This window comes from Arthrobacter sp. 01T414 (genome assembly GCF_056398965.1).
Map to the genome: position 1 here is coordinate 411131 of NZ_JBFTQK010000001.1, position 17776 is coordinate 428906.

A 17776-nucleotide genomic window follows, 5' to 3' on the forward strand; every position below is an offset into this window, starting at 1 on the left:
CGCCCGACGTCGGAGGGAACGGCGGAGGTACCTAGCGCGTGGAGGTCGGGGACGTGGATGAACAGCCGGCAGGACGACTCCTCTCCCTCTGGTCTGCCACCGGCGGGACTGCCACCTACGCGCCCCTCGACGCGCCCCTGGACGTGGACGTTGCCGTGATCGGCGGCGGCATCGCAGGACTGACTGCCGCGCTGGCCCTGAAACGGGCCGGCCAGACGGTGGCCGTCCTGGAGGCGGCGCGGGTAGGTACCGGCGTCACCGGGAACACGACGGGCAAGGTCACCTCGCTGCACCGGCTTGCCTACACCGACCTTGCGGCCCGCCACGGGGACAGCGCCGCCGCCACGTACGGGCAGGCGAACGAGGCGGCCATTGAACACATCGCGGCCGTTGTGGCGGCGGAGGGAATCGACTGCGGCTTCCGGCGGGTGGCCAATTACACCTACGCCGAATCGGTCGAGGCGCTGGCCCGGGTCCGGGAGGAAGCGGCACTGGCGGCGCGGCTGGGCCTGCCCGCATCCTTCACCACCGATGTCCCGCTTCCGTTCGCGGTCCGGGGCGCCGTCCGTTTCGACGGGCAGGCCCAGATCCACGCGTTCCGGTACGTGCAGGGCCTGGCCCGTGCCGTGGACGGAAACGGCAGCTTCGTCTTTGAGGAGACGGCCGCCACCGGTTACCGCGACGGCGCTCCCGCCGTGGTGGAGACGGACCGGGGAAGGGTCCGGGCGAAAGACATCATCGTCGCGACCAACCTGCCGTTCGGTGACGGCGCACGCTACGCCGAACGCTGCTACGCCCACCGCTCGTATGTCGTCGCAGCCCGCAGCACCGTCGCCCCGCTGGATGCCAGCTTCGTCAGCGTTGATGAGCCAATGCGCTCCATCCTCACCGCCGACGTCGACGGCACCAGTTACGTGCTGGCCGGCGGCGAAGGACACCGGGCCTCCGAAACCGTCGATTCCGCCGAACGCTACCGGAGGCTGGGGACCTTTGCCCGCGACCGCCTGGGAGCCGGGGAGATCGCCTTCCGCTGGTCCACCCAGGACGCGATGCCCGCCGACGGGCTGCCCTACGTCGGCCGCCTGGCCCCGGAGTTCCGGCACGTCCACGTCATCACGGGGCTGCGAAAATGGGGACTCAGCAACGGCACTGCCGCTGCCTTGATCCTCCGGGACACCCTGGGCGGCACCCCTAACGCGTGGGCAGCCGTGTTCGACAGCACCCGGAGCCAGGGGGGAATTGCGGCCCCGTCCCGGCCGCTGGCGGAGGAGACGCCGCGATCCGGGGGTGTTCCGGCGGACGTGGCGCCGGGAGAAGGCAAGGTGGTGGACGTCCACGGTGCCAAGACCGCCGTGTACGTCAGTCCCGCGGGGGAAGTCCGTGCGGTCTCGGCCGTCTGCACGCACCTCGGCTGCACCGTGGAGTTCAACCAGGCCGACGTGACGTGGGACTGCCCCTGCCATGGCTCCCGGTTCAGCACTGACGGCACAGTGCTCCAGGGGCCCGCCACCAGGAACCTCGCAGCGGGCCCGCCGCCGGATGCCCTCTGAGCCAGGCAGGCGGCGGCGGCCGGCCCGGGTGGCTGAGCCAGGCAGGCGGCGGCGTTAGCTACCAACCGCAGGCGCTACGGCCGGGCGGCGAAGCGTTCCAGCAGGTCCACGTGGCCGGAAACAATGAGCATGTCCCGCGCGGAAACCTTGGTCTCGGGCCGGGCGTAGGTGAAGTCCTCACCCGGTGATTTCACGCCCACGATCGTGACACCGTATTTGGAGCGCACCTTCGACTCGTCCAGGGTGAAGCCCACGGTCTCGCGCGGCGGGTACATCTTCACGATCGCGAAGTCGTCGTCGAACTCGATGAAGTCGAGCATCCTGCCGGAGACCAGGTGCGCGGCGCGGACACCGGCGTCGGCTTCCGGGTAGATCACGTGGTTGGCGCCGATCCGGGTCAGGATCTTGCCGTGCGAGGGCGTGATCGCCTTGACCCAGAGGTGCTCGATGCCGAGGTCCACGAGGTTGACCGTGATCAGCACCGAGGACTCGATGGACGTGCCCACGCCCACGACGGCGGAGCTGAACTCCTGCGCGCCGAGCTGGCGGAGCGCATCGATGTTGGTGGCGTCTGCCTCCACCACGTGGGTCAGCACGCTGGCCCATTTCTGCACGAGGTTCCGGTCACGTTCGATCGCCAGCACCTCGCGGCCCTGCTTCACGAGCTGCTCGGCGGTGGACGCGCCGAAGCGGCCCAGCCCGATCACCAGCACGGGCGCGTTGTGGGCGGGGCGGTTGACGGCGCCTGAGGAACTAGCCAATGATCGGTCTCTCTTCCGGGTAGTGGTACAGCTGGCTGCGCTGGCGCAGGGCCAGCCCAGCGGCGAGGGTCACGGTGCCGACGCGGCCGGCAAACATGAGGGCTGTCAGGACGTAGACGCCCGCCGGGGGCAGTTCGGCGCTGAGGTTGGTACTCAGGCCCACGGTGGCGAATGCGGAAATAGTTTCAAACAGCACCCGGTCCAGGGACGCGCCGCTGATTTGCAGCAGCAGCAGGGCGGAGACGGCCACCAGGGTGGCGCCGGCGACGATGACCGAGATAGCCACCCGCATGGTGCCTTCCGGGATGGTGCGGCCGTAGATCTTCACGTCCGCGTCGCCGCGGGCTTCGGCGATGATGGCCAGGAACATCACCGCGATGGTGGTCACCTTGATACCGCCGGCGGTCGACGCCGAGCCGCCGCCGGCGAACATCAGCGCGTCCGTCAGCAGCATGGTGGTGGAGTCCATCTGGTTCTGGTCTACGAGGTTGAAGCCGCCGGAACGGGTCATCACCGAGGCGAAGAGCGAGTGGGTGATCTTGTCGCCCAAGCTCATCCCGCCGATGGTGCGCATGTTCTCCCACTCCATCAGGCCCCAAAGCACGGTGCCGGCGGCCAGCAGGATCAGGGAGACCTGGATGGTCAGCTTGGTGTGCAGGTTCCATTTCTTCCAGTTCAGCCCGTTTTGCTGCAGCACCATGACCACGGGAAAGCCGAGGCTGCCGAGGAAGACGCCGATCATCAGCGGAATGAGGATCCACAGGTCCGTCTCGTAAGGCACGATGCCGTCCGAATGAGGAGTGAAGCCGGCATTGTTGAAAGCGGAAATGGCATAGAACACGCCGTGCCAGACCGACTGGCCGAGGCTTTCGCCAAGGGCCAGGAACCGGGGAATGAGCGCCGCTGCCAGGATAGCCTCAATCACCACGGAGGTAACGATGACGATCCGCAGCAGGGTGCCAACCTCGCCGAGGCGGCCGGCGTTGTTCATGGCCTCCTGGGCGATCAGCTTGCCGCGGACGCCGAGCTTCTTGCTGACCATCAGGGCCAGCAGCGAGGCCAGCGTCAGGGTGCCGAGACCGCCGACAAAGATGCCGACCAGGATCACGAGTTGGCCGAAGAAGGACCAGTGCACCGCCGTGGAGACGACGGTCAGCCCGGTCACGCACACGGCCGACACGGCAGTGAAGAGGGCCTGGTGCAGCGGCGTTGCCTGCCCCGTGGCGGAGGACGCCGGCAGGGAAAGCAGGGTGGTGAAGATCAGGACGACGATGGCGAAGGCGGAGACGGCCAGGCGGGCCGGGGAGGTATTGGCGATGTCGTCGACGAAGTCCCGCAGCCGGGTGAAGATCCACAGGCCCTCGCGTTCCGGCTGGCCGGGGTGCCAGCTGGTCGGGCTCGGTGACCTCGACTGGCTTTGCGTCATGTGCGGCTTGTCCTCGGTTGAAACGGCGTCCTTCAGTAGTAAACCACTATATTCCGCGCAACGACTGGGGATCGGCGCGGTGCGCTCCGGTAGCCTGTGATTGATGACCTTCCTGCCCGGACTCGCCCAGACCGCCCTGCCGACGACGGTGGTGTGGGACTCCGCCATGACGGCCTACAACTTTGGCCACAGCCACCCGATGGCGCCGGAACGGATGGAGCTCACCGCGCGGCTGGCCCGCAGCCTGGGCCTGCTGGACCTGGACCACGTGAGTGTGGCGGCCCCCTCGGTGGCCACCGATGAGGAACTGGGTGCCGTGCACAGCGCGGACTATGTCGCCGCCGTCCGCCGGGTCAGCGCCGACCCGGACACCCCGGACCTGGAACGCGGCCTCGGCACCGAAGACGACCCGGCTTTCGCCGGCATGCATGAGGCCAGCGCGCGGCTGGCCGGGGGTTCCCTGCTCGCGGCGGCCGCCATCCTGGACGGCAGCGCGGTCCGGGCCGTCAACTTCGGCGGCGGCATGCACCACGCCTCCCGCGAGCGGGCCAGCGGCTTCTGCATCTACAACGACGCCGCCCTGGCCATTCAGCGGCTGCTCGACGGCGGCGTGCAGAGGGTGGCCTACGTCGACGTCGATGCCCACCACGGTGACGGAACGCAGAGCATCTTCTGGGACGACCCGAGGGTGCTGACGATCTCGCTGCACGAGACCGGGCTGACGCTGTTCCCGGGAACGGGCTTCGCCAACGAGATTGGCGGCCCCAATGCACAGGGCAGTGCCGTGAACGTTGCGTTGCCGACCGGGACCGGGGATGCCGGCTGGCTGCGGGCCTTCCACGCAATCGTGCCGCAGCTCGTGGGAGCCTTTGAACCTGAAGTCATCGTCAGCCAGCATGGCTGTGACTCGCACCGCCTGGACCCGTTGACACACCTGAACATCAGCGTGGACGGGCAGCGTGAGGCCGCCACCGCGATCGGCAACCTCGCGGCCCGGTACTGCGACAACCGGTGGATATCCACCGGTGGCGGGGGCTATAACGTCATCACCGTGGTGCCGCGTTCCTGGAGCCATCTGGTCGCGATTGCCGCGGGGCGGCCGGTGCCGCTGCGGACGCCGGTTCCCGAGGACTGGCGGCGGTACGTGCGCGAGAAATACGGATCCAAGTACGGCGTCGAACCGCCCACGGTGATGGGCGACGACGTCGATCTCTGGTGGCGGTCCTGGGAGGTCGGCTTCGACCCCAACGACGAGGTGGACCGCACCGTAATGGCCACCCGCAAGGAAGTTTTCCCGCTCTACGGCCTGGATCCGTGGTTCGACTGAGGGTCGTTTTCGAACCGCCGGCCCGGCCCAGGCAGCGCCCATCCGGACGCCCGTAATTTAGTGGATGCCATCTGGCGTATATGTCGCTAGGGTGGAGAGCATGGTGACAGACGACGTATTTGCCGTCATTGCTGAGGCAACCCGGCGCGACATTCTGGTGTCCCTCCGCGAGGGGGACAAAGCGGTGGGGGAGCTGGTCGAGGAACTCGAGGCGAGCCAGCCCACCATTTCCAAGCACCTCAAAGTCCTGCGCGAGGCCGACCTCGTCAGCATGCGTGCCCAGGGCCAGAAGCGTTATTACGCCCTCAACCCCAAGCCGCTTGCCGGCGTCGCCAGCTGGCTGGAGACGTTCGACGTCGGCCGCGTTGCCGAACCGGCGCCGCAGGCCGCCGCCCAGGCCCCGGCTGTTCCGGAAAGCCTCGCCGCCGCGGCAGCGGCCGGATCCGAGCCGGCCGCTCCCGCGTTGGCGGACCTGCCGGCGGGCAGCACGCTGAGCCCCGCCGTCGCCCTTCCCGTCGGCACCGCCGGGGATGACAGGCGGCCGCAGCAGATCGGCCGGACGGTGGGCCGCGCCGCCACCCGGGCCGCGGACCTGCTCGCCAACCTGCCGAAGTTCGGCCGCAAGAAGTAGCTGCCTCGCCGTTCCGGCGCGCACGTCATACGGGGGCTCACCCGGCTGCCCGAATAGAATTCCCCACTTGCCCGGTGCAACTATGGAAAGGCTTGTTTTGTTGCGCCCAATGAGGGGCGCCATGGGTTGAGGAGTTGCAATGGACGCACGGCTTGAAGCCATCCGGGACACGGTGCTGGCGCGGAACCCCGGCGAAGGGGAATTCCACCAGGCGGTCACCGAGGTCTTCGAAAGCCTCGGCCCGGTCCACGACCGCCACCCGGAGTTCCTCGAGGGAGCCGTGCTCGAACGGCTCTGCGAACCCGAGCGGCAGATCATCTTCCGGGTCCCGTGGATGGACGATTCCGGCCGCGTCCAGATCAACCGCGGCTTCCGGGTGGAGTTCAACTCCGCGCTCGGGCCTTTCAAAGGCGGGCTGCGGTTCCACCCCTCCGTGAACCTGGGCATCGTAAAGTTCCTCGGCTTCGAACAGATCTTCAAGAACGCCCTGACCGGGATGCCGATCGGCGGCGGCAAGGGTGGCTCCGACTTCGACCCCCGCGGCCGCTCGGATGCCGAGATCATGCGCTTCTGCCAGTCCTTCATGACCGAGCTGTACCGCCACATTGGCGAGTACACGGACGTCCCGGCCGGGGACATCGGCGTCGGCGGCCGTGAAATCGGCTACCTGTTCGGTCAGTACAAGCGGATCACCAACCGCTACGAATCTGGCGTGCTGACGGGCAAGGGCATCACGTGGGGCGGCTCCCTGGTGCGGCCGGAGGCAACCGGCTACGGCACCGTGATCTTTGCCGAGGAAATGCTCAAGACCCGTGGCCAGTCTTTCGACGGACAGCGCGTGGTGGTCTCCGGCTCCGGCAACGTGGCAATCCACGCAATCGCCAAGGCCCAGTCCCTCGGCGCCAACGTAGTGGCCTGCTCCGATTCGTCCGGCTACGTCGTGGACGAGGCCGGGATCGACGTCCCGCTGCTCCGCCAGATCAAGGAGCTCGAGCGCGGACGGCTCAAGGATTACGCGGCCCGGCGCTCCGCCGTCGACTACGTGGAGGGCGGTTCCGTCTGGGACCTCGACGCGAGCGTCGCGCTGCCGTGCGCCACCCAGAACGAACTCGACGGCGAGGCAGCGGCCCGGCTGGTCCGCCACGGACTGCTTGCCGTGGCCGAGGGCGCCAACATGCCCTCGACCCGTAAAGCCGTGGCCGTCTTCCAGCAGGCCGGTGTCCTGTTCGGCCCGGGGAAGGCCGCCAACGCGGGCGGCGTCGCCACGTCCGCGCTGGAGATGCAGCAGAACGCGAGCCGCGATTCGTGGTCGTTTGCGCACACCGAGGACCGGCTGAGCGAAATTATGATCGGAATCCACGATCGCTGTGCTGCCACGGCCGAGGAATACGGGGAGCCCGGAAATTACGTGCTGGGCGCGAACATCGGAGGCTTCGTGAAGGTGGCCGATGCGATGCTCGCCCAGGGCCTTATCTGAGGCCTCCCCGCCGAGGGGACAGTTCACGGCAGTGTTCGGCAAAAACACCGCCGTGAGCTGTCCTCTCGCGCGCCGGAGGCTTAGCGGGTCAGCAGCCGGACGTGGTCCGGGGTGAGCTCTGAGATCCGGCTGACGCCCAGTAGCGCCATGGTGCGGCGCATGTCCGTCTCCAGGATCTGGATGGCCCTGTCCACGCCGGCCCGGCCGCCGGCCATCAGGCCGTAGAGGTAGGCGCGGCCGATCAGGGTGAAGTCCGCACCCAGCGCCAGCGCGGCGATGATGTCCGCGCCGCTCATGATGCCGGTATCCAGGATGACGGCAGCGCCGCTGTTGTCCGCCTTGAGCGCCGCGGAGACCTCGGGGAGCAGGTGGAACGGGATGGGGGCGCGGTCCAACTGGCGGCCGCCGTGGTTGGAGAGCACGATGCCGTCCGCCCCGTGGTCCACAACCTTGCGCGCGTCCTCGACGGTCTGGATGCCCTTGACCACGAGCTTGCCCTTCCACGTTTCGCGCAGCCAATCGAGGTCCTCGAAGGTCAGCGTGGGATCGAACATCGAGTTGATGAGGTCCGCCACGGTGCCGGTGTAGCGCGACAGGGAGGCAAAGGTCAGCGGATCGTGGGTGAGGAAGTTGAACCACCACGCGGGCCGGTAGGAGGCGTCCAGCACGGTCTTGAGCGTCAGCGCCGGCGGGATGGTCATGCCGTTGCGGACATCGCGCAGGCGGGCGCCCGCGACGGCGGTATCCACCGTCACCATGAGCGTGTCGTTGCCTGCCCTGGCCGCGCGCTCGATCAGTTCCAGCGAGCGGTCCCGGTCGGTCCAGAGGTAGAGCTGGAACCAGTTGCGTCCGCCCGGGGCGGCCGCGGCAACGTCCTCAATCGACGCGGTGCCCATCGTGGAGAGCGTGTACGGGATGCCGGCGGCCGCGGCGGCCGTAGAGCCGGCATACTCGCCTTCGGATTGCATCATCCGGGTGAAGCCTGTGGGCGCGATGCCGAAGGGCAGCCGGGAGGGTTTGTCCAGGATCTGCGTGCTGAGGTCCACGCTGGAGACGTCGCGCAGGATGCCGGGACGGAACTCGATGTCGAGGAAGGCCTGGCGTGCCCGGCGCAGGGTGATTTCCGCTTCGGCCGCCCCGTCCGTGTAATCGAAGGGTGCCTTGGGCGTGCGCCGCTTGGCCATGTCACGGAGGTCCCAGATGGTGCTCGCCCTCCGCAACCTGGCCTCGCGGCCCAACTCCGGTTTCTTGAACTGCATCAGCGGTGCGAGGTCCGCGTACTTGGGTACCCGGCGCCTGAGCGCGGCCGGCAGCACACCACCAGACGCCGGAACGCCATCGGCAGCCGGCACCGCACTGTCGTGGGTGGTGGCAGTGTCCTCCGGCGTCGTGGGGGCCTCCGGGTTGCCGGGGTTGCTGAACTTCAGGGGTTGCGTCATTGCTGCCTCCGGGGCGTCTGATTCCGACGGGTCTCAAGCCAAGACTGTGGTCCAACCACACTCTAGGGTATGTGGTCCAACCACATCAACTACGATTGGTTCATGCGCACGCACCGCCTCGTCCTGCAGTGGATCGAAGAACAGCTCTCCACCGGACGGCTCGTGGTGGGCGGCCGGCTTCCGGCGGAGCGCACCCTTGCCGAGCAGTTGGGCGTCTCCCGCACCTCGGTGCGCGAGGCGATCCGGATCCTGGAGGCCATGGGCGTTGTCCGAGCCGGGGTGGGCTCCGGTCCCGACGCCGGCACGGTGGTGATCTCGGACCCGACGTCGGCGCTCGGCGCGGCGCTGCGGCTCCACGTCGCCACGTCGCATTTCCCCGTGGCGGACATAGTGCAGACCCGGGTGCTGCTCGAGTCCTGGGCCGCGGCCCGCGCGCAGCCCGGATCGGCGGCGCTGGCTGAGGCGGCCGCCCTCCTGGCGGAAATGGAGGGCTGCACAGCCACCGAAGAGTTCCTGGCACTCGACGTCCGGTTCCACCTGGCATTGGCCGACGCCGCGGGCAATGCCGTGGTCAGTGCCATGATGGGCTCCCTGCGCGAGGCCATCCAGGACTACGCCGGGCGGCTCACCGGGAACCTGCCAGACTGGAACGCCACCGCCGCGCGGCTGCGGCAGGAGCACCGGGGCATCCTGGCCGCCATCAACCAGCACGACGGCGCCGGGGCGGCCAGGCTCGTGGCGGAGCACATCGAGGGCTACTACGCGGAGGCCGGGCTTGGCGAAGCGCCTGCGGGGCACGGGGCGGCCGCACCGCAGGGCTGACGGGCCGGCCGTCGGAATATTACGCCGCCGCTTTGTGCTCCGGCGCCGGAGCGGGCTATGGTCAATGGCATGACTAACCGTTGGTATGCGTATTTTTCGTTGGCTCTGGAGGGGCCCGCGTCTAACTGACACGCATCCAACACACCTTCAGAGCCAACAGGGCAGAGATGATTCTCTGCCCTTCGCCATTTCTCCGGCGGGTTCTGATCAGGGCCCGCTCCGCACCCGGAACAGGACCCGAACATGAGCATCGAAGCAGCCCCTGACAGCCACCAGGCCACATCCAACCTGCGCGTCAGCCAATTCACCGCGCTGCCCACCCCGCAGGAAATCATCGCGGAACTCCCGCTGGATGCCCGGGGATCCGACGTCGTCGGCCGCGGCCGGGACGAGGTCCGCGCGATCATGGACGGCGTCGACGACCGGCTGCTGGTGATCGTCGGCCCGTGCTCCATCCACGACCCCAAGGCCGGGCTGGAATACGCCCGCCGGCTGGTCAGCCAGGCCGAGAAGCACCGCGAAGACCTGCTGATCGTCATGCGCACCTACTTCGAGAAGCCGCGCACCACGGTCGGCTGGAAGGGCCTGATCAACGATCCGCGGCTGGACGGCAGCCACGACATTGCAGCGGGCCTGCGCGCCGCGCGCCGGTTCCTGCAGCAGGTCACCGCACTGGGACTGCCCACCGCCACGGAATTCCTCGAGCCCATCAGCCCGCAATACGTGGCCGACCTCGTCGCCTGGGGTGCCATCGGGGCGCGCACCACCGAGAGCCAGATCCACCGGCAGCTGGCTTCCGGGCTGTCCATGCCGATCGGCTTCAAGAACGGGACCGACGGCGGACTGCAGGTGGCGCTCGACGCCTGCAGCGCCGCCGGGGCCGCCCAGGCCTTCCTGGGAATCGACGACGACGGCCGGGCGGCCCTGGTCAGCACCGCCGGCAACCCCGACACCCACGTCATCCTGCGCGGCGGCAGCGACGGCCCCAACTTCTCCGCAGTCGACGTCGAGGCTGCCTCCGCCAGGCTTGCCGCCAAGCACCTGAACCCGCGGCTGATCGTGGATGCCAGCCACGCCAACAGCGGCAAGAACCACCACCGGCAGGCCGAGGTGGCACTGGAGATCGGCGCCCAGCTCGAAGACGGCGGAGCCTCCGCCTCGGCCATCGCCGGCATCATGCTGGAGAGCTTCCTCGTGGGCGGGGCGCAGTCCCTTGACGTTGCCGAACACGCTGCCGGAGCCGACCAGCTGCTCTACGGCCAGAGCGTCACCGACGCCTGCATGGACTGGGACGTCACCGCGTCGTTGCTGGACCAGCTGGCGGCCTCGGCACGCACCCGGCGCGTCCGGGGCTGAGTGCGGGTGCCGGAGGGCGGCCCGGGCGGAAAAATCCTGCGGAAATCCTTCGCAGAATCCTGCGGAAACCTTTCACATTGGCACCATGAACCCCTAGAGTATCTAGCACATGGTTGTTTGATGGCTCAGCATCGGCACACCGCCATGTCGTTCAGACGGGGCAGCCGTTCGCTTGAGCAAAAGGAATAGGGAAATGTCTTCGGAGGCCAACTTCTCCAACGCGCGCTTTCTCACCGTGGCCGAGGTCGCGGACGTCATGCGGGTATCCAAAATGACCGTGTATCGCCTGGTGCACTCCGGCGAAATGCCGGCGGTGCGCTTTGGCCGCTCCTACCGGGTTCCGGAAAACGCCGTCGAACAGTACCTCAAGGGTGCTGTCGTCGACGGACACACCGAGACGGCCTGAGTCTTCCACTGTCATACCGGGCCGCGACAGACCCCTCCGCGGGGCCTGCGGTCGTGGTGTGCCCCGGATAGGCGGTACCCTGTTAAGGAACGTTTTACGTCATTGTAAGAACCTGTCAGTTGTTTAGTCTGCTTGCCTAGCCCGCGGACCGTCCCCAACAGGCAGGTACTGCATCTAGCCGGTAAGGAACTTTCGTGGGTTCAGTTATTAAGAAGCGTCGCAAGCGTATGGCCAAGAAGAAGCACCGCAAGCTGCTTCGCAAGACGCGCCACCAGCGTCGCAATAAGAAGTAGAGATACTTCGAACAGCGTCAATGCCCGTTGCCTTTCCGGCGGCGGGCATTTTCTTTTGGGCCTCGGAGACGGGAAGACGCGGCGGTGGCGGACAAGCGCGCCGCGGATCCGGGGTGCGCACGTCCGAAGGCGCGGCCGTCCGAAGGCGCAGCGGCGGGCCGGGCGGTCCCGGGGGAGGGCGGCTAGACGGTGGGGCCGCGGAAGCGGGAGAAGCCGCGCCAAAGACCGTAGATGGCTCCGCCGATGGTGGCGGCCTTCAGGCCCAGGGTGGCGGCGCGGCGGCCGGACCGGAAGTCGTAGACCGGCCAGTTGTGCTCGCGGGCGTGGCGGCGCAGCCGTGCATCGGGGTTGATGGCTACCGGGTGGCCGACCATGCTGAGCAGCGGAATGTCGTTGTGCGAGTCGCTGTAGGCCCAGCAGCGGTTGAGATCCAGGCCCTCCGCCTCGGCAATCGCGCGCACTGCGACAGCCTTGGCCGGTCCGTGCAGGATGTCGCCCACCAGCTTCCCGGTGTAGGAGCCGTCGCGGATCTCGCCCACCGTGCCGAGGGCACCGGTGAGGCCCAGCCGGGTGGAAATTACGGTGGCAACCTCGATCGGCGTGGCGGTGACGAGCCACACGCGGCGCCCCACCCGGAGATGCTGTTCGGCCAAGGCCTTGGTGCCGGGCCAGATCCGCGACTCGATCATCTCGTCGTAGACTTCCTCGCCGAGGGCTTCGATGTCCTGCACGGTGAACCCCGAGGCGAGGCTCAGCGCGGTGTCGCGGACGGCGTGGACGTCTTCGATGTTTTCGCCGCGGAACACGAACATCAGTTGCTTCCAGGCGAAGCCCGCCGCCTGGGGAATGGTGAACGCCCCGCGCTGATGCATTTTGCGGGCCACATGGAAGAGGCTGGCGCCCCTCATGAGGGTGTTGTCAACGTCGAAGAAGGCGGCTTCGCCGTGCTGCGGTGACGCAACGGGCCGCGTGGCCACAGCGACGATCTTCTCCTCGGGCATGCCACGAGTCTAGTCAATGCCGGGGGATCCCACGCGCAGAACGGCGCCGCCGCACCGGCCGCGCGAGCCGGACGAGCCTCGCGTCGACGTCGTGCCGGGCGCCGGGCTACCGTGGAGGCATGGCTGAAACCGCGCCCCGCCCCGACGTCGTACTCATCACCAAAGCTGACTGCCACCTGTGCGCCGACGCGCGGGACGCCGTCGGCCGGGTCACCGCTGCGCTGGGGCTCGGCTGGTCCGAGCGGTCGATCGACGACGACGCTGAGCTTCGCGAGCGTTATGCCGAGGAGATCCCGGTGCTGCTGGTGGACGGAGTCCAGCGGGATTTCTGGCGGATCGACGAGGTCCGGCTGGCCCGGACCCTGCGCCGCGCCCTCGGCCAGTCGGCCTGAGCGCGCCCCGGCCAGGCAACCGGGGACCCGCGGGCTGCTGCTTTGTGGCCTGAACTGCGGGGGCTCTAGAGTGGAGTCACAACGCGACGCAATGGAGCAGATAGTGACTTCGCTGGATTCTTCACCCGACGCCCTGCCCGGGGGAGCCGGACCTGCCGCCAAGCAGATCCCGCCCGCGGCCGTGGCGCGGCTGACGCTCTATCTGCGCGCCTTGACCACCCTGCTGGCTGAAGGCGTGGACCGCGTTTCCTCCGAGTCGCTGGCTGAGGCTTCCGGCGTCAGCTCCTCCACGTTACGCAAGGACCTCTCCTATGTGGGCTCCTATGGAACCCGGGGCGTGGGCTATGAGGTGCAGTACCTGAACCGGCACATTGCCGCGGCCTTGGGCCTGACTCACGACTGGAAGGTCGCGATCGTCGGTGCCGGCAACCTCGGCAAGGCCCTGGCCCGGTACGGCGGCTTCGAATCCAGGGGCTTTGACATCGTTGCGATCCTCGACGCCGACCAGATGGTGGTGGGGAGCGAGGTGGGCTGGCTGCGGGTGAGCGACGCCGCTGACCTGGAAGCCGTGCTGGAACGCACCCGGACCAACATGGTGGTCCTGGCGCTGCCCGCCGCTGTGGCGCAGAGCGTGTGCGACCGGGTGGTGGCCGCGGGCGTGCGGAGCATCCTGAGCTTTGCCCCGGTCATGCTGCAGGTGCCGCCGGGAGTCAATCTCCGCAAGGTGGACATGGCCACGGAACTGCAGATCCTCGCCTACCACGCACAAAGGGCGCAGGACCCGGAAGACGCCGACTGAGTTCAGTCGGTCCCTCCGGCTCCCACGCCCCCTGCTGAGGTGCTGGCTTACGGCCCCGGCTTAGCGGCCGTAAGGGTTCTGCGCGTACGGGTTGGCGAACGGCTGCTGCTTGCTGAAGTAGGGCGACACCGTCGGCAGGTAGAGGATCACGATGCCGGCCACGCCCATCAGGATCACGATGATCTGCAGCACGCCGGAGAGGACACCCAGGGCGAACGCGCCGCCGAACAGGCCCAGCAGCGAGAAGGCGGCAAAGACCGTTCCCAGGATGCGGGCCCAGTTCTTGCCCTTGCGGACCGGGAATGCAACCAGGGCATAGAGGCCCAAGGAAATGAGGCCGCCAATGATGCCGCTGATGGGGACGATGGCGCGCACGGCGTTGAGATCGTCAGCCGTGAGCCTCTTGCCCTGCTGCGCCGCGGCCTGCTGCATGGAGGTCTCAAGGTAGTCCGGGGCGGTGAAGGCGATCACCAGGCTGCTGATGAAGGACAGGATGCCCGCACCGATGATGAGCCAAAAGGCGAGGTCCAGCTGAGCCGGCCGGGTCCCGGCCCCGCCCGCGGGGAGCTCCGAGGGATACTGTGCGTAGGGGGACTGGCCATAGGGGCTCTGGCCGTATTGGCCCTGCGCCTGCCCGTAAGCCGGCGGCTGCTGGCCGTACTGGGGCGCGTTCTGCCCGTACGCCGGCGGCTGCTGGCCGTACTGCTGGCCGTACTGCGGAGCGTTCTGGCCGTATCCAGGCGCCTGCTGGCCGTACTGCTGGCCATATTGCGGGGCGTTCTGCCCGTAGGCGGGCGGCTGCTGGCCGTACTGGGGCGCGTTCTGCCCATAGGCGGGCGGCTGCTGGCCGTACTGCGGAGCCTGCTTGCCCGACTCGGGTCCGTCCGGGTTGGAAGGCTCGACTGGCGGGTTACTCATGGCGGTCCTTTGCATTCGATGACGGGATGGGCTGCCGGGACCAGTGTCTATAACCCTGCCCCCAGCGTGGTTTAACTACACCGTACCCCGCGCCTGCGCCCGTTTGGGTCATTCCGCAGAGGGATTCTGAGGGGCATTTTCGGGGTCGCCGTGACCGCGCAGCCCGGGCTTCCGGACCTTGGGCGGCATGGCGCCGCTCCGTGCAAATGAACGTCAGATGCGGCCCTTGGTTGCGTCGAACCAGGCCTGCGACTTTGGCAGCCACATCAGCACGGTCGCCAGCAGGCTGATGGCGAAGCCGGGCCAACTGCCGCCGCCAGCGACGCCGATGCTGGCCAACGCCAGCACCAGGCTGACTCCGGCGGCAATGGTCAGCGCGAAGCGGGCCCACTCCCAGCCCTCCTTCATCTTCATTGCCAGCGTTACCTGCGCGGCGGCCAAGCCAACCGCCACCAGTACCAGCAAGAGCAGCAGGATGCCCGACGGCGGCGAAACCACAAAGAGCACCAGGGCGCCAAAGACGCCGATCACCCCTGCGAGCAAGCCCAGCAACCCGCCAATGACCCAGACCCAGTAAGAGGCCTTCAGCTCCATCGGCATGGCCGGGACGCTGAATATCCCGGAGTAGCCGCCCACGGGCAGGGTGCCTCGAAAGTTTTGGGGCCGGTCGGCCGGCCACTCGAGCCGGAATCCGCCGAGGCGGCCCGGCTGTCCGGGGGCGCCTGGGTGGCCCGGCACCCCGGGCTGTCCCTGCGACGCTGGGCCCTCGGGGCCTGGTCCGGCCGGCGGGACGTTGCCCGGTCCCTGCGGATTGGCGCCTGGCTGATCTGGCTCGGGGACGTCGCCGGTAGTACTCATGGATTTCACTTTAGACCGCTGAATCGGTGCTTCCTAGCCGGCGCCGGAGCCGGACGCGAGGCTGCTGGGCGCCCCTGTTCAACGCGCCCAGGCGCCCTTGTTCAACGCGCCCAGCGCACCCCTGCGCGGACCCTGGGTCAGACTCCTGGCTGGCCCCGGGGCCGGACCCTGGAAAGCCAGACACCCCGCGCCATCCGGGAATGGCGCGGGGTGTCTGGAGGGGTGCCGGCGCTGGGCCGGCTCCGTCCGTCGCTCGGGACGGAGAGGTACTACGCTGCGGGGGCGATGAAAGCCAGTTCGAGGTTGATGGCAACCTTGTCGCTGACCAGCACGCCGCCGGCCTCGAGGACGGCGTTCCAGGTCAGGCCGAAGTCCTTGCGGCTGATCGTGGTCTCGGCGGTCAGGCCGGCGCGGGTGTTGCCGAACGGGTCAACGGCAACGCCGTTGAGCTCGGTTTCCAGCGCCACCGGGCGGGTGACACCCTTGATGGTCAGGTCGCCCTGCAGTTCGTAGGCGTCGCCCTTGGGGACGATGGCGTTGGAAACGAAGGAGATCTCCGGGAACTTCTCGACGTCGAAGAAGTCTTCGCCGCGGACGTGGCCGTCGCGGTTGGCGTCGCCGGAATCGAAGCTCGCGGTCTTGATGGTGGCGTTCACCTTGGAGTCGGCGACGTTCTCGGCGAGGTCCAGGGTTGCGTCGGCTTCCTTGAACTGGCCGCGGACCTTGCTGATGCCCGCGTGGCGGACGGTGAAGCCGATCTCGCTGTGCGAGGAGTCGAGGGTCCAGGTGCCGGTGGTGAGGTTTGCGGGAAGTGCCATGGTGGTTCTCCTTGAGTCGGGTGGGTCGTGCGGAAGGTCATCTGATCGTCGGCCGGAACTTCATTGGTTGAAGTCTCAACTAACTGCTTCACCCAGTATAAACATGCATTTGCATCTTTTATTCCGCACCCGGGGAACATTTCGGAAAAAGTTTCAGTTCTACCTCTCGTAGAAGATTTCGTCATTGCCCCTGCCCTTTGAGAAACTGGTACACATGCCCCAAGCCACTGTTCACTTGCTCCGCCACGGCGAGGTCCACAATCCCGAAGGCGTCCTGTACGGCAGGCTGCCTGAGTTCCACCTCTCCGAACTGGGCCGAGAGATGGCCCGGATGCTTGCCGGGCACTTCAGCGATCGGGCCGCGCAGGGGGCTAAAATCGTTCACCTCGCGGCTTCGCCGTTGACCCGCGCGCAGGAAACGGCGCAGCCGATCTCCGAGGCCCTCGGCCTCGAGATCGCCACCGAGGAGCGGATTATCGAGGCCGCCAACTACTTCCAGGGGTTGCAGGTCTCCAAGGGCGAGATCTTCAAGCCCAAGCACTGGCCGATGCTGCGAAACCCGCTCCGGCCGTCCTGGGGCGAGCCGTACAAGGAGCAGGCCGCGCGTGTGACCGCCGCGGTGCAGGATGCGCGGCTCCGTGCCCTTGAGCTCGGTGGCGACGGCGCCGAGGCGATCCTGGTCAGCCACCAGCTGCCCATCTGGGCCACCCGGCTCAGTGCAGAGGGCCGGCCGTTATGGCACGATCCGCGCAAGCGCGAATGCACACTCACCTCCGTGACTTCCCTCGTATTCAACGAGGACGGGACGCTTCTTCGCGTCGACTACAGCGAGCCTGCCGCCGTCCTCCTGCCCGGTGCGTCCAGCACCCCGGGGGCTTGAGCATGTTCGGAAACGATGCGGGGTTGTCCCGGCGCAGTGCCCTCACCGCCGGCGGTGCGGCCTTGGCCGCCATTCTGGGGCTCACCGGCTGCGCGCAGGAAGACGACCTCGCCAAGCAGGCCAAGGCGGGGGATAACAAGAACTACGTCGCCGGCGATGGCTCGGTGACCGAGTTCGCCGCTGCCGACCGGAAAAAGCCGGTGGAGATCAAGGGGACCCTGTTCGACGGCACCACCGTCACGGCGTCGCAGTTCCAAGGCAAGGTGACCGTGCTCAACTTCTGGTTCGCCGCGTGCGCGCCCTGCCGGGTGGAGGCGCCGTCGCTGGAAGCCCTGCACCAGGAATTCAAGAGCCAAGGCGTCCAGTTCTTCGGCGTCAACCTGCGCGATGAGAAACCCACCGCGGAAGCGTTCGACAAGACCTTCAACCTGACGTACCCGAGCTTCAACGACAAGGACGGCGCGGTGCTGCTGGCCGTTTCCGGGCTGGTTCCGCCCGGCGCGGTTCCCACCACGCTGGTGCTCGACAAGCAGGGCCGGGTCTCCGCCCGCGTGCTCGGCGAGATCCAGAAGGGCACCCTCAAGTCCCTCATCGCAGCCGCCGTGGCCGAGTAGGGCACGCG

General features: G+C 67.9%; 19 protein-coding genes. 12 read left to right on the top strand and 7 right to left on the bottom strand.

The annotated features are described in order from the left end of the window. The first annotated feature begins 53 nt into the window (after nt 1-53). Entirely contained in the window at nt 54-1550 is a 1497-nt protein-coding gene (locus tag AC1DK9_RS01940; protein WP_476914847.1) for an FAD-dependent oxidoreductase, read from the top strand. Between the two features lie 74 nt (nt 1551-1624). Here the strand turns inward: AC1DK9_RS01940 and AC1DK9_RS01945 are convergent, their stop codons facing one another. Next, on the bottom strand, nt 1625-2263 hold the full coding sequence (locus AC1DK9_RS01945) for a potassium channel family protein (protein WP_175321539.1): 639 nt from the start codon (nt 2261-2263) through the stop codon (nt 1625-1627). Nucleotides 2264-2303: 40 nt separating this feature from the next. Further along, on the bottom strand, nt 2304-3737 hold the full coding sequence (locus AC1DK9_RS01950; protein WP_476862582.1) for a TrkH family potassium uptake protein: 1434 nt from the start codon (nt 3735-3737) through the stop codon (nt 2304-2306). Nucleotides 3738-3840: 103 nt separating this feature from the next. Between AC1DK9_RS01950 and AC1DK9_RS01955 the strand changes: the two genes are divergently transcribed. The 3 genes from AC1DK9_RS01955 to gdhA all read left to right on the top strand — a co-directional run bounded on the left by AC1DK9_RS01955 (nt 3841) and on the right by gdhA (nt 7172). Beyond that, entirely contained in the window at nt 3841-5064 is a 1224-nt protein-coding gene (locus AC1DK9_RS01955) for an acetoin utilization protein AcuC (protein ID WP_476862581.1), read from the top strand. Between the two features lie 100 nt (nt 5065-5164). Further along, nucleotides 5165-5695, top strand: a complete 531-nt coding sequence (locus AC1DK9_RS01960) for an ArsR/SmtB family transcription factor (protein WP_476862580.1) — start codon at nt 5165-5167, stop codon at nt 5693-5695. A 139-nt stretch (nt 5696-5834) separates the two neighbouring features. Beyond that, nucleotides 5835-7172: an NADP-specific glutamate dehydrogenase gene (gene gdhA / locus AC1DK9_RS01965; RefSeq protein ID WP_476914848.1), complete on the top strand. Its 1338-nt coding sequence runs from the start codon at nt 5835-5837 to the stop codon at nt 7170-7172. Between the two features lie 80 nt (nt 7173-7252). On the opposite strand, the gene AC1DK9_RS01970 is transcribed toward gdhA, so the two are convergent. Next, nucleotides 7253-8611 carry an alpha-hydroxy acid oxidase gene (locus AC1DK9_RS01970; protein ID WP_476914849.1) on the bottom strand — a complete coding sequence of 453 codons (1359 nt, stop codon included), beginning with the start codon at nt 8609-8611 and terminating at the stop codon, nt 7253-7255. Nucleotides 8612-8713: 102 nt separating this feature from the next. Between AC1DK9_RS01970 and AC1DK9_RS01975 the strand changes: the two genes are divergently transcribed. The 4 genes from AC1DK9_RS01975 to AC1DK9_RS01990 all read left to right on the top strand — a co-directional run bounded on the left by AC1DK9_RS01975 (nt 8714) and on the right by AC1DK9_RS01990 (nt 11488). Then, complete coding sequence (locus tag AC1DK9_RS01975) at nt 8714-9433, top strand: FadR/GntR family transcriptional regulator (protein ID WP_476914850.1); 720 nt, start codon at nt 8714-8716, stop codon at nt 9431-9433. A gap of 243 nt (nt 9434-9676) precedes the next feature. Continuing rightward, nucleotides 9677-10789, top strand: a complete 1113-nt coding sequence (locus AC1DK9_RS01980; RefSeq protein WP_476862577.1) for a 3-deoxy-7-phosphoheptulonate synthase — start codon at nt 9677-9679, stop codon at nt 10787-10789. Nucleotides 10790-10982: 193 nt separating this feature from the next. After that, nucleotides 10983-11195, top strand: coding sequence for a helix-turn-helix domain-containing protein (locus AC1DK9_RS01985; protein WP_138768374.1), 213 nt, complete (start codon nt 10983-10985; stop codon nt 11193-11195). A gap of 194 nt (nt 11196-11389) precedes the next feature. Further along, entirely contained in the window at nt 11390-11488 is a 99-nt protein-coding gene (locus AC1DK9_RS01990) for a 30S ribosomal protein bS22 (protein ID WP_003792170.1), read from the top strand. Nucleotides 11489-11670: 182 nt separating this feature from the next. On the opposite strand, the gene AC1DK9_RS01995 is transcribed toward AC1DK9_RS01990, so the two are convergent. Continuing rightward, nucleotides 11671-12489: an HAD family hydrolase gene (locus AC1DK9_RS01995; protein ID WP_476914851.1), complete on the bottom strand. Its 819-nt coding sequence runs from the start codon at nt 12487-12489 to the stop codon at nt 11671-11673. 119 nt (nt 12490-12608) lie between these two features. Between AC1DK9_RS01995 and AC1DK9_RS02000 the strand changes: the two genes are divergently transcribed. Together AC1DK9_RS02000 and AC1DK9_RS02005 are read left to right on the top strand one after the other, a co-directional pair. Beyond that, on the top strand, nt 12609-12881 hold the full coding sequence (locus AC1DK9_RS02000; protein WP_476914852.1) for a glutaredoxin family protein: 273 nt from the start codon (nt 12609-12611) through the stop codon (nt 12879-12881). A 103-nt stretch (nt 12882-12984) separates the two neighbouring features. Further along, nucleotides 12985-13680 carry a redox-sensing transcriptional repressor Rex gene (locus tag AC1DK9_RS02005; protein WP_476862574.1) on the top strand — a complete coding sequence of 232 codons (696 nt, stop codon included), beginning with the start codon at nt 12985-12987 and terminating at the stop codon, nt 13678-13680. Nucleotides 13681-13740: 60 nt separating this feature from the next. On the opposite strand, the gene AC1DK9_RS02010 is transcribed toward AC1DK9_RS02005, so the two are convergent. The 3 genes from AC1DK9_RS02010 to AC1DK9_RS02020 form a co-directional block, all read right to left on the bottom strand. Then, nucleotides 13741-14598 carry a hypothetical protein gene (locus AC1DK9_RS02010; RefSeq protein WP_476862573.1) on the bottom strand — a complete coding sequence of 286 codons (858 nt, stop codon included), beginning with the start codon at nt 14596-14598 and terminating at the stop codon, nt 13741-13743. A 213-nt stretch (nt 14599-14811) separates the two neighbouring features. Continuing rightward, nucleotides 14812-15456, bottom strand: a complete 645-nt coding sequence (locus AC1DK9_RS02015; RefSeq protein WP_476914853.1) for a hypothetical protein — start codon at nt 15454-15456, stop codon at nt 14812-14814. 269 nt (nt 15457-15725) lie between these two features. Then, nucleotides 15726-16274, bottom strand: a complete 549-nt coding sequence (locus AC1DK9_RS02020) for a YceI family protein (protein WP_138768379.1) — start codon at nt 16272-16274, stop codon at nt 15726-15728. Nucleotides 16275-16488: 214 nt separating this feature from the next. Between AC1DK9_RS02020 and AC1DK9_RS02025 the strand changes: the two genes are divergently transcribed. Together AC1DK9_RS02025 and AC1DK9_RS02030 are read left to right on the top strand one after the other, a co-directional pair. Beyond that, a complete protein-coding gene (locus AC1DK9_RS02025) occupies nt 16489-17154 on the top strand; it encodes a histidine phosphatase family protein (RefSeq protein ID WP_476862571.1) in 666 nt (221 codons plus the stop codon). A gap of 2 nt (nt 17155-17156) precedes the next feature. Beyond that, the gene (locus AC1DK9_RS02030; RefSeq protein ID WP_476914854.1) at nt 17157-17768 is read left to right on the top strand and encodes a TlpA family protein disulfide reductase; all 612 of its coding nucleotides are present in this window, start codon (nt 17157-17159) and stop codon (nt 17766-17768) included. The last annotated feature ends 8 nt before the right edge of the window (nt 17769-17776 follow it).

Coding starts and splice junctions, on each gene's coding strand:
- AC1DK9_RS01950 (WP_476862582.1), bottom strand. CDS start 3,737: ATGACGCAAAGCCAGTCGAGGTCACCGAGCCCGACCAGCTGGCACCCC.
- AC1DK9_RS01955 (WP_476862581.1), top strand. CDS start 3,841: ATGACCTTCCTGCCCGGACTCGCCCAGACCGCCCTGCCGACGACGGTG.
- AC1DK9_RS01960 (WP_476862580.1), top strand. CDS start 5,165: ATGGTGACAGACGACGTATTTGCCGTCATTGCTGAGGCAACCCGGCGC.
- gdhA (WP_476914848.1), top strand. CDS start 5,835: ATGGACGCACGGCTTGAAGCCATCCGGGACACGGTGCTGGCGCGGAAC.
- AC1DK9_RS01970 (WP_476914849.1), bottom strand. CDS start 8,611: ATGACGCAACCCCTGAAGTTCAGCAACCCCGGCAACCCGGAGGCCCCC.
- AC1DK9_RS01975 (WP_476914850.1), top strand. CDS start 8,714: ATGCGCACGCACCGCCTCGTCCTGCAGTGGATCGAAGAACAGCTCTCC.
- AC1DK9_RS01980 (WP_476862577.1), top strand. CDS start 9,677: ATGAGCATCGAAGCAGCCCCTGACAGCCACCAGGCCACATCCAACCTG.
- AC1DK9_RS01985 (WP_138768374.1), top strand. CDS start 10,983: ATGTCTTCGGAGGCCAACTTCTCCAACGCGCGCTTTCTCACCGTGGCC.
- AC1DK9_RS01995 (WP_476914851.1), bottom strand. CDS start 12,489: ATGCCCGAGGAGAAGATCGTCGCTGTGGCCACGCGGCCCGTTGCGTCA.
- AC1DK9_RS02000 (WP_476914852.1), top strand. CDS start 12,609: ATGGCTGAAACCGCGCCCCGCCCCGACGTCGTACTCATCACCAAAGCT.
- AC1DK9_RS02010 (WP_476862573.1), bottom strand. CDS start 14,598: ATGAGTAACCCGCCAGTCGAGCCTTCCAACCCGGACGGACCCGAGTCG.
- AC1DK9_RS02015 (WP_476914853.1), bottom strand. CDS start 15,456: ATGAGTACTACCGGCGACGTCCCCGAGCCAGATCAGCCAGGCGCCAAT.
- AC1DK9_RS02020 (WP_138768379.1), bottom strand. CDS start 16,274: ATGGCACTTCCCGCAAACCTCACCACCGGCACCTGGACCCTCGACTCC.
- AC1DK9_RS02025 (WP_476862571.1), top strand. CDS start 16,489: ATGCCCCAAGCCACTGTTCACTTGCTCCGCCACGGCGAGGTCCACAAT.
- AC1DK9_RS02030 (WP_476914854.1), top strand. CDS start 17,157: ATGTTCGGAAACGATGCGGGGTTGTCCCGGCGCAGTGCCCTCACCGCC.